The organism is Prolixibacter denitrificans (assembly GCF_003014495.1).
GTDB classification, from domain to species: domain Bacteria; phylum Bacteroidota; class Bacteroidia; order Bacteroidales; family Prolixibacteraceae; genus Prolixibacter; species Prolixibacter denitrificans.
Map to the genome: position 1 here is coordinate 420,043 of NZ_PYGC01000003.1, position 14,287 is coordinate 434,329.

General features: G+C 45.0%; 10 protein-coding genes and 1 other RNA gene. 5 read left to right on the forward strand and 6 right to left on the reverse strand.

Annotation, left to right across the window (positions count from 1 at the left end; translation table 11 throughout):
* Nucleotides 1–20: 20 nt before the first annotated feature.
* Both nifJ and CLV93_RS08700 read right to left on the reverse strand, forming a co-directional pair.
* Nucleotides 21–3,566, reverse strand: a complete 3,546-nt coding sequence (gene nifJ / locus CLV93_RS08695) for a pyruvate:ferredoxin (flavodoxin) oxidoreductase (protein ID WP_106541781.1) — start codon at nucleotides 3,564–3,566, stop codon at nucleotides 21–23.
* Between the two features lie 65 nt (nucleotides 3,567–3,631).
* Nucleotides 3,632–4,843 carry an AAA family ATPase gene (locus CLV93_RS08700; RefSeq protein WP_246187276.1) on the reverse strand — a complete coding sequence of 404 codons (1,212 nt, stop codon included), beginning with the start codon at nucleotides 4,841–4,843 and terminating at the stop codon, nucleotides 3,632–3,634.
* Nucleotides 4,844–5,285: 442 nt separating this feature from the next.
* On the opposite strand from CLV93_RS08700, the gene phoB reads away from it, so the two are divergent.
* On the forward strand, nucleotides 5,286–6,023 hold the full coding sequence (phoB, locus tag CLV93_RS08705; protein WP_211297784.1) for a two-component system response regulator PhoB: 738 nt from the start codon (nucleotides 5,286–5,288) through the stop codon (nucleotides 6,021–6,023).
* A gap of 79 nt (nucleotides 6,024–6,102) precedes the next feature.
* On the opposite strand, the gene rho is transcribed toward phoB, so the two are convergent.
* A complete protein-coding gene (gene rho, locus CLV93_RS08710; RefSeq protein WP_106541783.1) occupies nucleotides 6,103–7,866 on the reverse strand; it encodes a transcription termination factor Rho in 1,764 nt (587 codons plus the stop codon).
* A gap of 458 nt (nucleotides 7,867–8,324) precedes the next feature.
* Between rho and CLV93_RS08715 the strand changes: the two genes are divergently transcribed.
* From CLV93_RS08715 to ssrA, 3 genes are all read left to right on the forward strand, one after another.
* Entirely contained in the window at nucleotides 8,325–9,194 is an 870-nt protein-coding gene (locus CLV93_RS08715; protein ID WP_106541784.1) for a sigma-70 family RNA polymerase sigma factor, read from the forward strand.
* A gap of 162 nt (nucleotides 9,195–9,356) precedes the next feature.
* Nucleotides 9,357–10,007, forward strand: coding sequence for a ribulose-phosphate 3-epimerase (gene rpe / locus CLV93_RS08720; RefSeq protein ID WP_106541867.1), 651 nt, complete (start codon nucleotides 9,357–9,359; stop codon nucleotides 10,005–10,007).
* 77 nt (nucleotides 10,008–10,084) lie between these two features.
* Nucleotides 10,085–10,481: a transfer-messenger RNA gene (gene ssrA, locus CLV93_RS08725) on the forward strand.
* Nucleotides 10,482–10,535: 54 nt separating this feature from the next.
* On the opposite strand, the gene cfa is transcribed toward ssrA, so the two are convergent.
* The 3 genes from cfa to CLV93_RS08740 form a co-directional block, all read right to left on the reverse strand.
* Entirely contained in the window at nucleotides 10,536–11,696 is a 1,161-nt protein-coding gene (gene cfa / locus CLV93_RS08730) for a cyclopropane fatty acyl phospholipid synthase (RefSeq protein ID WP_106541785.1), read from the reverse strand.
* Between the two features lie 54 nt (nucleotides 11,697–11,750).
* Complete coding sequence (locus CLV93_RS08735) at nucleotides 11,751–12,113, reverse strand: Mth938-like domain-containing protein (protein ID WP_106541786.1); 363 nt, start codon at nucleotides 12,111–12,113, stop codon at nucleotides 11,751–11,753.
* Nucleotides 12,114–12,201: 88 nt separating this feature from the next.
* A complete protein-coding gene (locus CLV93_RS08740) occupies nucleotides 12,202–12,870 on the reverse strand; it encodes a PP2C family protein-serine/threonine phosphatase (protein ID WP_170108902.1) in 669 nt (222 codons plus the stop codon).
* A gap of 895 nt (nucleotides 12,871–13,765) precedes the next feature.
* On the opposite strand from CLV93_RS08740, the gene CLV93_RS08745 reads away from it, so the two are divergent.
* Nucleotides 13,766–14,248, forward strand: a complete 483-nt coding sequence (locus CLV93_RS08745; protein ID WP_106541788.1) for an aminoacyl-tRNA deacylase — start codon at nucleotides 13,766–13,768, stop codon at nucleotides 14,246–14,248.
* The last annotated feature ends 39 nt before the right edge of the window (nucleotides 14,249–14,287 follow it).

Below are 14,287 nucleotides of genomic sequence, written 5' to 3' on the forward strand. Positions count from 1 at the left end.
TTATTATAATGAGCTTCAAATTATTCTTCAAGAGCCCAGTCCATGGCAGCCATACGTTGGTATGACCGGTAGCGCCATTTAGCATTAGCTTCGGCAGCTTTGAAAAGCTGATCGGCTTCAGCCGGGAACGACTTCTTCAGTGCTGTATAACGTACCTCACCGTTCAGGAAATCCTGGAATTTGCTCCAATCCGGTTCTTTCGAATCAAGCTGGAACGGATTCTTGCCTTCGTCCTCAAGTTGAGGATTAAAGCGGAACAGGCTCCAGTAACCGCTTTCAACGGCACGTTTTTCTTCTTCCTGTGAGCGTCCCATCGAGCTACGCAATCCGTGAGCAATACATGGTGCGTAAGCGATAATCAAGGATGGTCCGGGATAAGCTTCAGCTTCACGCAATGCTTTGAGGTATTGAGACTGACTTGAGCCCATTGCCACCTGAGCAACATATACGTAACCGTAACTCATGGCCATAGCTCCGAGGTCTTTTTTCCGGATTTTCTTACCAGAAGCAGCAAACTTGGCTACAGCACCAACCGGAGTTGATTTCGAAGCCTGTCCACCGGTATTCGAGTAAACCTCGGTATCGAGTACCAATACATTCACATCTTCACCTGATGCCAACACGTGGTCCAAACCTCCGTAACCGATATCGTATGCCCATCCGTCACCACCGAAAATCCACATCGACTTCTTCACAAGATATTGCTTCAGCGACTCGATTTCACGAGCATAACCGGCATCTTTTCCTTTGATGGCTTCAAGCACTTTCGCGGTAGCTTCTTCTGATTTCTCAGCATTAGCCATACCTTCCAACCATTCGGTGAAAGCTTCACGTTCTGCATCGTCAATACCATTATTGAGTGCTTTGCTCATCACATTGGCCAGACGCTCACGCTGTGCGTTCACACCTTCAGCCATACCGAAACCATATTCGGCGTTGTCTTCGAAGAGTGAGTTTGCCCATGCAGGTCCTTGTCCGCTTTCGTTGTTAGAGCAGTATGGAGTTGCCGGAGCTGAACCACCATAAATGGAAGAACAACCCGTAGCATTGGCAATCATCATGCGCTCACCGAAGAGCTGAGTTGTCAATTTTACGTAAGGAGTTTCACCACAACCGGCGCAAGCACCAGAGAATTCGAAGAGAGGTTGTGCAAACTGCGAGTTCTTCACTGTTTTGTTCTTGTCAACCAGCTTGTCTTTGTACGATACATTGGCGGCAAAGTAATCCCAACGCTCTACTTCCGGTTCCTGAGTTCCCAGCGGTTTCATCACCAGAGCTTTTTCCTTGGCAGGACAAACGTCAGCACAGTTACCACAACCGGTACAATCGAGCGGAGCAACCTGAATACGGAACTGTAATCCGGCGAATTGTTTTCCATTGGCTTTGATGGTTTCGGTTCCTTCTGGAACACCAGCCATTTCTTCCTCATTTACCAGGAATGGACGAATGGCAGCGTGAGGACAAACATAAGCACACTGGTTACACTGAATACAATTTTCCGGCACCCATTCCGGTACATCAACAGCAATACCACGTTTTTCAAAAGCAGTTGTTCCGGCAGGGAACGTACCATCTTCGATTCCTTTGAAGGTAGAAACCGGGAGGTCATCACCCTTTTGTGCATTGATAACGTCTACCACATTCTTGATGAAATCGGGACGATTTTCGGCATTGGCTTCACCATTTTTGCCCAGCTTGGCCCATTCAGCAGGAACTTCAATTTTCTGCACGTTTTTACCACCGGCATCAACGGCTGCAAAGTTCATGTTGACAATGGTTTCACCTTTCATACCATACGATTTCACAATCGCTTTCTTCATCTCGTCAACAGCCATTTCGTAAGGAATGACTTCGGTAATTTTAAAGAAGGCTGACTGCATGATGGTATTGGTACGGTTACCCAAACCAATTTCGGTAGCCAGTTTCGTACCATTGATGATGTAGAAACTAATGTTGTTCTCTGCCATGTAACGCTTCATGTGATCTGGCAGACGTTTCTTCGTTTCTTCTTCATCCCAGATGGTATTCAACAGGAAGGAACCACCTTTTTTCAAACCTTTCAATACTTCGTACTGATTCAGATAAGCCGGTACGTGACAGGCCACGAAGTCAGGAGTAGTAATTAGATAGGTCGAACGAATTGGTTCGTCACCGAAACGCAGGTGCGATGCGGTAAAACCACCGGATTTTTTCGAGTCGTAAGCAAAATATGCCTGACAGTATTTGTCGGTTGAACCACCAATGATTTTGATGGAGTTTTTGTTTGCACCAACTGTACCATCCGATCCAAGACCGTAGAATTTAGCTTCATACAATCCATCAGGAGATACTTTTACTTCAGGAAGCAACGGCAGCGACTTGAAGGTCACGTCGTCTTCGATACCAACGGTAAATTGATTTTTTGGTTCGGGCAATTCCAGGTTGTTGTAAACCGAAATGATTTGCGCAGGTGTAGTATCTTTTGATCCTAATCCGTAACGTCCACCAACTACCAGCGGGGCATCTTTCTGTCCGTAATAAATTTCGCGAACGTCCAGGTACAATGGTTCACCGTTGGCTCCCGGTTCTTTGGTACGGTCGAGTACAGCAATACGCTTAACTGATTTCGGCATTACATTGAGCAGGTATTTAGCTGAGAACGGACGATACAGGTGTACGGTAACCAAACCTACTTTTTTGCCTTGAGCAGCTAAATAGTCGATGGTTTCGCGAATGGTTTCGGTAACCGACCCCATGGCGATGATAATATTTTCAGCATCAGCTGCACCGTAGTAAGTGAATGGATGATATTCACGACCGGTAATTTTGCTGATCTCTTTCATGTAGTTCTCAACGATATCCGGAACGTCATCGTAGAAAACGTTAGAAGCTTCCTTAGCCTGGAAGAAAATGTCGGGGTTCTGGGCAGTACCGCGGGTTACAGGATGCTCCGGATTCAACGCACGATCGCGGAATTCCTGCAAAGCTTCCATGTCAACTAGTGGTGCCATATCTTCATTTTCGAGTACTTCAATTTTCTGAATCTCGTGAGAAGTGCGGAACCCATCGAAGAAGTGTACGAAAGGCACACGGCTTTTGATGGTTGACAGGTGAGCGATACCAGCCAAATCCATTGCTTCCTGAACGGAACCGGAAGCCAGCATTGCAAAACCGGTCTGACGGGCGGCGTAAACGTCACTGTGATCACCAAAGATTGACAGTGCATGTGTCGCCAGGGCACGGGCACTTACGTGGAATACTGTGGGTAAAAGCTCACCCGCAATCTTGTACATATTGGGGATCATCAGCAAGAGGCCTTGCGATGCGGTATACGTTGAAGTTAATGCACCCGACTGCAATGCTCCGTGAACAGCACCGGAAGCTCCACCCTCACTTTGCATCTCTGCCAGACGAACCGGTTGTCCGAAAATGTTTTCACGGCCTTTAGCCGCCCATTCATCTACACTTTCCGCCATGGGAGATGACGGCGTAATGGGATAAATACAAGCCACTTCGCTAAACATATAGCTGACGTGTGAAGCAGCGTAGTTACCATCACAGGTTATGAACTTCTTTTTGTTTGCCATTTGATTTTGACTTTAATAGTATAATAATCGTTTGTCGTATAATTAGTTGAATCGTAAATCCTTTTTCAATATAAAAAACCGAATAACCATAGTGGAATAATATTGCCGTCTCCTATTTCAATCATGTCGGCGGCACCGTATTGTCCCTGTTTTTCGGGCTGTGTATATTTTCCCCCTACCCAGAAATCGTATTTCCCGTTTACCCGGAAATCCGCTTCAGTAGTCGAGGTTAGTTTATGCTGGTATCCAACCTGATTGTAGAAAAATGTCTGCCTCAGGTTACGGTTGTTGATGTTCTCAGGAGCAATGGCATGCAGCAGGTTGGTATTGTGCAGGTATACCAAATCGGGTTTCTTCAGCTGACCGTTGTTACCATTGGGAAAAAGCAGGTTGATAAGCCGTGCATTTTTCAGGTAACGGAGGTAATTCAGAACGGTTGCCCGTGATGTCTCCACTTCGGAGCTCAATTTACTCACATTTGGCGCCAAAGGCATCTGAGCACTGATGATCTGCAACAGCTTTCGCAGTTTTGGCAGATATTTCAGCTCGATTTGGTTGAGATAAGTAACATCAATTTCCAAAGCGAGGTTCACGTGTTTCAACAGATTTTCCGTATAAAAAACCTGATTATTGATAAAGTACGGATAATAACCGAACTTCAGGTAATCGGGAAAATAAGCTAAAGGCCTCACTGAACTGATGATATCGCGGGCGATTTCCTCGTGACGGTTAATAATATCATCCAGGGTAACTTTCGTGAAATTTTTCCCTGTACGGTAATTCAAATACTCACGAAACGAAAGGCCTTCGAGATGATAAACACGGGCAATGTCTTTTAATGCTTCGTTACCTTCTATTACCCTAAGAACCGGTGAACCGCTGAAAATTACTTTCAACCCGGGCAATTCATCGTAACACTGCCGCAACTCTGTTGCCCATTCCGGGTACTTATGCACCTGATCGAGAATCAGAACTTTCCCTCCCCGCTTGTAAAATTCATCGGCAAATGAAAAAATACGGCGACGGGTGAAATAGAAATGATTCATGTTGACATACAGACAACTCTTGTCTTCGCCAAAATAATCTCTTACATACTGCAGCAGAAAGGTGGTCTTCCCCACTCCTCTGAATCCCTTAATACCAATCAGGCGATGTTCCCAATCAATATCCTTGACCAGCTCCCGGTGAATCAAATCATTTGACTCACGGACTAAATAGCGATGTGTGTTAAGAAAGTATTCCACCTTTAGTAAAGTATTTTCAACAAAAATAAACATTCACATCACCATTTTGCTATCTGTAGATTACAATTTCACCTTTCAGATGCAATTTATATCTGGTAAAAATAAATACAAGATTTCTTCTAGCTGAAAATTATGATATTCAACAAGGTAGAATTTTGAATTTCATCTGTCTCACTTTTCTCTCCGCACACTCGCTATTGCCTAAAATCAAACACGTTACACCTACCACCCTGATTTGTAATACAAATGATACATCTTTTTATCCTCAATGAAACAACATCATATTATTCTTGCTAATGGAAACTAACCGCACCGGTAGAAGATTCTGAAACGGAAATTCCTCATAGAAACAAACCTTCCGGAAAGACGCTCTTTAGCTTATAGTGTGTCGCGTGATTTTACAGGACAATGCGGTATAACTGAAACAATCACAGTTTCGAACAGCCCGGCTTCGGGTACCAATGACATTCAATGTATGAAAACAACAACAATTGAGCACCCCGTATCAATGAGACCTGACCTGATAAAAGCCAGCCACATATTAGTCGTCGATGATGAACCCGATCTGTGTGAAATTCTCCAGTTCAACCTGGAAAGCGAAGGTTTTAACGTGGATATTGCTTTCTCAGCAGAAGAGGCTCTTGAACTACCAATCGAAAAATATGACCTGATTTTACTGGATGTGATGATGGGCGAAATTTCCGGTTTTAAGCTGGCCAACATACTGAGGAAGGATGAAAGGCTTAAGGATATTCCCGTTATTTTTGTTACCGCTAAAACCACTGAAAACGATACTCTGACCGGATTTAATCTTGGGGCTGAAGATTACATTTCCAAACCCTTCTCGGTAAAAGAAGTCATCGCCCGTGTAAAAGTCGCACTCAGGCATGTAAAGGACCAGCGTGGGAAAAAACCTTCTGTTATCAGCATCAGTAATTTGAACATATTTCCGGAAGAAAAAAAATTGGTCATCAATGGTCACACCATTAACCTGACCAAAAAAGAATTTGAAATTTTACTGCTGCTTTGCAAACATCCCGGAAAGGTTTTCACCCGGGAAGAAATACTAACCCAGATTTGGGAGCAGGAATCTTATATTCTGGATCGAACTGTTGATGTAAATATTACGCGCTTGCGGAAAAAAATCGGAAACGACAGCAAGAAGATTGTAACCCGTCAGGGATACGGTTATTGTTTTGAACCAGACCGTTAAAAACGGAAATATACAGCGAAAAGAAAAAGGCGAATTCAACATCTGAATCCGCCTTTTATTATATCTGAAAAATCTTTGATTAGCTATCGTTCATCGACACCAGGAATTCTTCATTAGTCGATGTTTTCTGGAGACGATCTTTGAGGAATTGCATTGCCTCAACAGAATTCATGTCGGTGAGGTAATTCCGCAGAATCCAGATTTTATCCAGTGCATATTTGTCAAGCAGCAAATCTTCGCGACGTGTGCTGGACGCAGTAATATCCACTGCCGGGAAAATACGACGGTTCGACAGTTTCCGGTCGAGCTGAAGTTCCATGTTACCGGTTCCCTTGAACTCTTCGAAAATCACATCGTCCATCTTCGAGCCCGTTTCGGTAAGTGCAGTTGCCAGAATCGTCAGCGAACCACCTTCTTCAATGTTACGGGCCGCACCGAAGAAACGCTTCGGTTTGTGCAGTGCGTTGGCATCAACACCACCCGATAATACTTTACCTGATGCCGGCGCTACCGTGTTGTAAGCACGGGCCAGACGGGTTATCGAGTCAAGCAGAATTACCACATCGTGGCCACATTCCACCATTCGCTTTGCTTTTTCGAGTACCATATTGGCTACACGCACGTGGCGTTCAGCCGGCTCATCAAATGTCGATGAAATCACCTCGGCATTTACACTGCGGGCCATATCGGTTACCTCTTCCGGACGCTCATCAATCAGCAAAACAATCATGTAAACTTCCGGATGATTACCGGCAATCGCGTTGGCAATCTCTTTCAGTAATACGGTTTTACCGGTTTTCGGCTGAGCTACAATCAAACCACGCTGTCCTTTACCGATAGGTGAGAACATATCTACTACCCGGCTCGACAGACTTGAATAACCTTTTCCGGTAATATTGAATTTTTCATCCGGGAAAAGCGGTGTCAGGTGATCAAACGGAACCCGGTCACGAATGAATTCGGGACTGCGGCCGTTGATCTCAACCACTTTAATCAGCGGAAAATATTTTTCTCCCTCTTTCGGAGGACGAATCGCTCCCGTCACATTATCACCGGTTTTCAAACCGAAGAGTTTGATCTGCGACTGGGAAACGTAAATATCGTCTGGTGAATTCAGGTAGTTATAGTCTGAAGAACGAAGGAAGCCGTAACCATCCTGCATGATTTCAAGTACACCTGAGGCCTGGATAATTCCGTCGAACTCAAATGTTTTTTCGTTGTCACGCTGGCGTCCTTGCTGGTTTTGATTGTTGCGATGTTGTGCAGGCGCCTGGTGTTGTTGTTGCTGTCCCTGATGCTGATATTTTGGCTGTCTGCCTTGATCGCGGTCACCACGCTCCCTGCGGGAATCATCCCTTCGTGAATCGTCTCTGCGAGAGTCATCTCTGCGTCCTCTGGGAGAATCTGATGGCCCCGAAAAACGATTGTCCTGCGGTCTCGAACTTTCAGTCTGTCTTTTATCCGCCGGAGCTCCATTTTCCTGATCTTTGCTTACCCTTGGGCGACGCGAACGACGACGGTCATTTTTATCGTCATTTGATTTTGAACGTGGTCCTTCTGTAGCCGCAGGCGCAGCTTTCTTAGCCGGAGGAGTAGTTTCAGCCGGTTTTTCTACAGGTGTAACTTTTTTCTCTGCTTCAACCTTATCTGTCTTGGGACTCTTTTTGGGGGCGGGTTTCTTTTCAGCCTTCTTGCCTTCTGAAGCAATGATGGCCTGTGTATCCAGTATTTTGTAGATAAGGTCTTGCTTCTTAAATGACTCAACTCTTTTAATTTTCAACTCCTTAGCAATATCCCGCAACTCGGGAACCAGTTTCTTGCTAAGCTCAAGAATGTCGTACATGTTATTATGATTTAACTTAACATAAAGCCCTGATTTCCCACTGAGTATATATTTTGGGAAAGTGGCACATTAAAATTTCCTTATTGATTTATTGGAAGAAGAAAAAGGGACTTGTTTAGTAAAACGAATATCGAATTTTCTGCAATTATAAGTAAATGCTTTAAATTCACAAAGGTTCACGGAGTTTTTTTCAATTATGAGCTACTATTCATCCATTTAAAAAAGTTTACTTCTTCGTACATGCTCTTAAACAGCACAACAGGAAGCCAACGATTACGTTATAAGTTAAGAAATAAATTGCAATATGAATGACAATCTTTGATGAAAATCATTTTTTTGTATAAATTCACGTTCAATAACTTTAAACATCAACCGCTATAACCCTTTAGGCTTAATTGCCGTATATATTCTAAAAAAACCAAAACTGAAATTGTTTCGTCAAAGTCTTACATTCACCTATGAGGCAGCTAAAAATAACAAAACAAGTAACCAACCGCGAAGCGTTATCGCTCGATAAGTACCTCCATGAGATAGGAAAGGTAGAATTACTAACAGCCGAAGAAGAAGTAACCCTGGCTAAACGTATCAAAAAAGGTGACCGAAAAGCACTGGAAAGACTCGTGAATGCCAACCTCCGATTCGTCGTTTCGGTATCTAAACAATACCAGAATCAGGGACTTAGCCTCCCCGATTTAATTAACGAAGGTAACCTCGGCCTCATTAAAGCCGCGCAGCGTTTTGATGAAACCAGGGGATTTAAATTCATTTCCTATGCTGTTTGGTGGATACGTCAATCTATCCTTCAGGCATTAGCCGAACAGTCGCGAATCGTGCGCCTGCCGCTGAACAAGATCGGTTCGATTAACAAGATTAATAAAACGTTTGCTCAGCTCGAGCAAGAGTTTCAGCGTGAACCATCGCCTGAAGAAGTAGCTAAAATTCTCGATTTACATCCCAAAGTTGTGGAAGATTCCATGAATGCCAGCAGCCATCATGTATCAATGGATGCTCCGCTGAAAGAGGATGAAGATACCGGCAATAACCTTTACGACATCATGTTCAGCCAGGACTCACCAAGTCCGGACAACAAGCTTGTCAGCGAATCGCTGCGCGAAGAGATTGAACGTTCTCTGGCAACGTTGGGTGAACGCGAAGCAGAGGTGCTCCGTTACTATTTTGGCTTGAACGGATACCGTCCGCACACGTTGGAAGAGATTGGACAGGAGTTCGATTTAACACGTGAGCGGGTAAGGCAAATCAAGGAAAAAGCCATTAAGAAATTGAAGAATCAGTACCGAAACCGGTTACTGAAATCCTATCTGGGGTAACCCGAAAATATGTTGAAAGCCGGTACTTACCGGCTTTTTTATTTCCCTGCAGATTTCAACTATATTTGTGATGCTTTCGAATTGCTCGTTGGCTCTTCAACGTCTGCGAACAATCATGCAAAAAAACCGTTAGCTACCATAGAAATTATTATTGAAAACTACATGGAAAAACTGATAGCACCTTCCATTTTGGCTTCCGATTTCACCCGTCTGGGAAAAGAAATTGAAATGTTGAACCAAAGCGACGCCGACTACATTCATTGCGATGTAATGGATGGTGTTTTTGTGCCCAATATCTCTTTCGGAATTCCGGTTATCGGGCAGGTTAACCAAATTGCCCAAAAGCCTCTGGATGTTCATTTGATGATTGTCGACCCTGACCGGTACATCAGCGCATTTAAAAAAGCAGGTGCCGATATCCTTACGGTTCATTACGAAGCGTGCACACACCTGCACCGGACCGTTCAGGCCATTAAGGACGAAGGAATGCGGGCCAGTGTTTGCCTGAATCCGCACACGCCGGTTCATTTGTTGGAAGACATTGTCCACGAACTCGACATGGTTCTGTTGATGTCGGTAAATCCGGGGTTCGGTGGACAAAAATTCATTGAACACACCTACCATAAAGTGGCGGAACTGCGGCAACTGATCGAAAAAAGGAACGCCGATACGTTGATTGAAGTAGACGGTGGTGTGAACTACGAAACCGGTAAGAAGCTATTCGAAGCAGGTGCCAACGTATTGGTGGCCGGAAGCTTTGTTTTTGGTTCCGACAATCCGGCGGAAACCATTCACAACCTGAAAAAATTATAGGCCGGATTTCCTTTTTCTTTTCACGCGAACAAGGTTGACATCTGTGTAATATTTTGTAATTTTGTGTCCCGCATCTCGGGGCTGACTGGTTTTGACAGCGGGATGAAGAGGTGCGTAAGCATGCCGAGCATTGGAGGTTGGCTCGTAAATATCAATTTCCACACTCTTAATTGGCGAAAACAATTACGCTCTCGCAGCCTAATCGAAGCATAGTAGATAGGCATTTTCCGGCATAAGATGCCGGAACGAGACATCTCCCGGGTGCTAAAGTCCTGAGGCGGCCCGAACCGGAGGTGCAGAAAAATCGGGAATAGTAGGTGGCTCGCTCCGCGCTGCCTGCGAAATTAAGGGAGCTAAGGTGCCGGTTGGTGGCTTTGATCCTGCCGACACTCGAAAATCAAGTCAGAGCTAAGCATGTAGAAAGCGTATTGCTTCCTCGTTTGGACCGGGGTTCGATTCCCCGCAGCTCCACGAACAATTAACTGGGTATCCCGATTGGGGTACCTCTTTTTTTGCCCTATTTTTCGATTATCTTATTTTCTGTTCCAGCTCCATTTCCGATTTTCCCCGGTAACGGGGAGCCACATATCCGCCTTTGATGCCTTCCGGCGAAAGGACTACCTGCCACAGCTGGTTACTGCGAGCCCGAAAAGCTCCGGCACACATTAACAGGTAGTAGCGCCACATCCGGTAAAAACGTTCATCGTAATGTTCTTTTAACAGCGGCCAGCCTTTTTCAAAATTGTGATACCACGCCAGCAAGGTTTTATCGTAATCGTCTCCGAAATTGTGCCAGTCCTCCATCACAAATAAATCTTCTGCCGCGGCTGTTATTTGTCTGGCTGAGGGCAACATGGAATTCGGGAAAATATATTTGGCAATCCACGGATCATTCCGGGTCACCGAGCTGTTTCCGCCAATGGTGTGCAACAGGAACAATCCCTCCGGCTTGAGCAGTTCCCGCACCTTTTTCATGTAAGTCCGGTAATTCTTGTAGCCCACATGTTCAAACATCCCGATAGAAAAAATCCGGTCGAATTTTTCATTCATATCGCGGTAATCCTGTAGCCGGATGTCTACCGGTAAGCCCCGACAATACTCCTGTGCAAAATTGGCCTGCTGTTCCGATACAGTTATGCCGACCACCTCAACACTATACCGTTCGGCAGCAAAGCGGGCGGCACCACCCCAACCACAACCGATGTCCAGCACCTTCATTCCGGGTTTCAATTGCAACTTCCGGCAAACCAAATCGAGTTTGGCTTCCTGGGCCTCATCCACCGACGAAGCATCGGCCCAATAACCACAGCTGTATATCATGCGCTCATCCAACATGATTCGAAACAGATCATTTCCCGTATCGTAGTGACGCTTGCCGATCTGAAAGGCCCGCGAAGGTTTCTGCAAATTAAATATCCGTGCCACCAGTGCATCCCACCACCAGTCCCGTGCTTTGATTTTCTCATCGAGGCGGGAGCGTAACAACCGTTCAAACAGTTCGTCCAATGCCTCACAGTCCCACCAACCATCCATATAAGCCTCTCCGGCTGCGAGCGAACCACCGGCCCAAATCCGGCGGTAGAAACGCTCATCGTGGACCTGAATGTCCCATGCGCGACCACCATTTAACTTCACATTGGCCGCTTGCAACAATTCATTTAGTTTTTCCTGAAATCCTTTTCCAGCCATAAACTTCCTCCATCTTTCGTTGAAAATTATTCCAGTTCATTCGACCCATTAGGATTAACAAGTTGTATGAAACATACCGCAGGCCGGCTTGTCATATTTATTCCAATACTTTATGGCTTCCGGTGTAGGTAATACGATAAGCAAACAACCTTTATCACTCAGAAAACGAATGGCATCCTCCGAGAAGGTCACCTGATCGTATTGCCCTGAACCGACCACCATCCGTTCGGCTCCTTCCTCATAAATTTCGTGGGCTTCTTCGAGTGATATCCGGTGCGAAGTTCCATATTTCTCTTTCGATAGCTTCTTTTTCCGCTTCTCGATAGTTCCGTCGAGGCGGATGACCACATCATGTTCGTAACGTTGTCCGTTAATAGCGATGCAGCCAAATTCTGTGTAGTCAATAACAGGCTTCATTTCAGGTTGTAATTTTCGTTTGAGTCACTGTCAATGCGGTCTGTTGCATTAGGGGCATGCCGGGTTTTTAGGATTCCGGCTTCAGCTTCTATCCTATTCTTACTAGAATATATGAGGCGTCATCGCTGTTATTTCCTTCTACTAAGCGATGCAATTCTTCCTTCGTTTTGTCCAGTTCCGGTAACTTCAGTGCATGGTAAAAAGTTTCACTGTTTTGTTCCATCACTCCATAGAAGCCATCGGAACAGAGCAGGAACTGTTTGTCATATGCGACCTCTTCAGGTCTGAAGTCTTCTGCCGACAAATAGTCGTGTCCCACCCAGCGGGTAAGTATATTGGGCATTTCCGGCACATTATCGTCTTCAGTCAGGCTTACCATATTTTTCTTGCGGAAAGCATAAACGCGCGAATCTCCGATGCTAACCATCTCGGGCAGATGAGTTGTGTTTGGAATGAAAAGTGCTGAAATAGTTGTACTGCCCGCAATGAATGTTTTGCGGCAATGCAAGTAAGCCAGGTAAAGCAACTGTCCCAAGCCTTCCTTTTCATTATCGAGCCACTCATGGTGGTGCCCGTCCAGAAACTCCATAAATGTTTCGATATAGCGATAACTCTCCGGGTAGGAACTAACACCATCGAAAATCACAAACATTTGGTATCCCGGTTCGTCCAGCACATATACACGATCCTGATTCCGTTCGCGCTGTTTCCCCTTTACCGAGCCGGAGATGTATAAAAGCTTTCTTCCTCTGTCCAAACTTTTATGTTTTACTGACTTTCCCATTAGTACAAGTTACGGAGGCTTGGGGATACGACGCAACTCTGCCAGCCTGAAACTTCAATGATTTAATGTCATTTAACAGCATAAAAAATTTAATTAGTACAGATACACGATTCAATTTTTCCACCTAAATTTGATGAAGCCGGCCAGACAGATTATCACGGAACACCGGCAGATGATACCATCAACTATTATTCAAGCATTTTAATTTTGGATAACCATGGTAAAAGAAAAAGCTCCGGACAAAAACCGACTTTCTAGGAAAGAACCGGAAATGAACCTTAAGGAAAAACGCAGGGCGAAAAAGGCCAAACGCGAGAAAAAGGATTTCTAACCGCTTTATCAGCTGGTTCTCCACCGGTTGAACCAACAAAAAAACCGCCCCGTTGCCAAATGGCTCCGGGGCGGCACATTTGAAGCATACAGCTTCGACTAACCTGTTGTTTAAAAAGTTAAAAACTGAGTTTCATGACTTCCAATACTCTGAATACCAGATTAAATCAAAAAGAACTCAAACATTTTATTTCATTAAATTTAGTATGTAATAACGATAGATGATATTTATAAAAAAGTTAAGGCATTTTAGAGTAAAATACAATACATAATTTTCAATATTACTCTTTAGCATTTTCCCTTCGTCCGGTAGTTCCATCAGTTGCCTCGAAACCAGTTTTTTTCGTAACTTAACCTTGCACTCAACGCAAACCAACTAACCAGCCCAAATACTCAAAACCATCCTTCAATCCCGGCACGTGCGACATGTACTTCCCTCTTTAGTTCGCACCCGGATGTAGCAGGCAGGTTCGCCTAAAAAGAGCCGAACCCGACATTAAGGACATCTAAATTACCAATCAATAAAGGAGGATTCATCATGCCTGCAAAAAAGTTAAAAGAGTACCTCGACAGCCACCACATCCATTACGAGACCATCAGCCATTCCATGGCATTCAACGCCCAACGGGTGGCCGCAACCACCCACATTCCCGGAAAGGAGATGGCCAAAACCGTAGTGGTAAAAGTCGATGGCGAAATGTCAATGGCCGTGCTGCCCGCATCGTTTAAGATCGACCTCGACCAGCTGAAAATTGCCACAGGAGCCCGCCTGGTTGAACTGGCATCGGAAATGGAATTCAAAAGCCGTTTCCCCGACTGCGAACCGGGCGCTATGCCTCCGTTTGGCAACCTCTACGACATGCGCGTTTATGTAGCACACAGCCTTTCGGAAGATAAAATGATTGCGTTCAATGCCGGAACGCACATCGAACTGATTCGGATGGCTTACCGCGATTTCGACCGGCTGGTACACCCCACCGTGTTGAAATTCTCGAAACGTCCGATGGCTCATCATGCCTGACTTCGCTTTCCAAACAACCGAAAAAAAGCCCTGCCGTTT

Bases quoted from the DNA above. Each gene is read 5' to 3' on its own strand.
- rpe (WP_106541867.1), top strand. From the start codon at position 9,357: ATGGAAAAACTGATAGCACCTTCCATTTTGGCTTCCGATTTCACCCGT.
- CLV93_RS08735 (WP_106541786.1), bottom strand. From the start codon at position 12,113: ATGAAGCCTGTTATTGACTACACAGAATTTGGCTGCATCGCTATTAAC.
- phoB (WP_211297784.1), top strand. From the start codon at position 5,286: ATGAAAACAACAACAATTGAGCACCCCGTATCAATGAGACCTGACCTG.
- nifJ (WP_106541781.1), bottom strand. From the start codon at position 3,566: ATGGCAAACAAAAAGAAGTTCATAACCTGTGATGGTAACTACGCTGCT.
- CLV93_RS08700 (WP_246187276.1), bottom strand. From the start codon at position 4,843: ATGTTTATTTTTGTTGAAAATACTTTACTAAAGGTGGAATACTTTCTT.
- cfa (WP_106541785.1), bottom strand. From the start codon at position 11,696: ATGGCTGGAAAAGGATTTCAGGAAAAACTAAATGAATTGTTGCAAGCG.
- CLV93_RS08745 (WP_106541788.1), top strand. From the start codon at position 13,766: ATGCCTGCAAAAAAGTTAAAAGAGTACCTCGACAGCCACCACATCCAT.
- CLV93_RS08715 (WP_106541784.1), top strand. From the start codon at position 8,325: ATGAGGCAGCTAAAAATAACAAAACAAGTAACCAACCGCGAAGCGTTA.
- rho (WP_106541783.1), bottom strand. From the start codon at position 7,866: ATGTACGACATTCTTGAGCTTAGCAAGAAACTGGTTCCCGAGTTGCGG.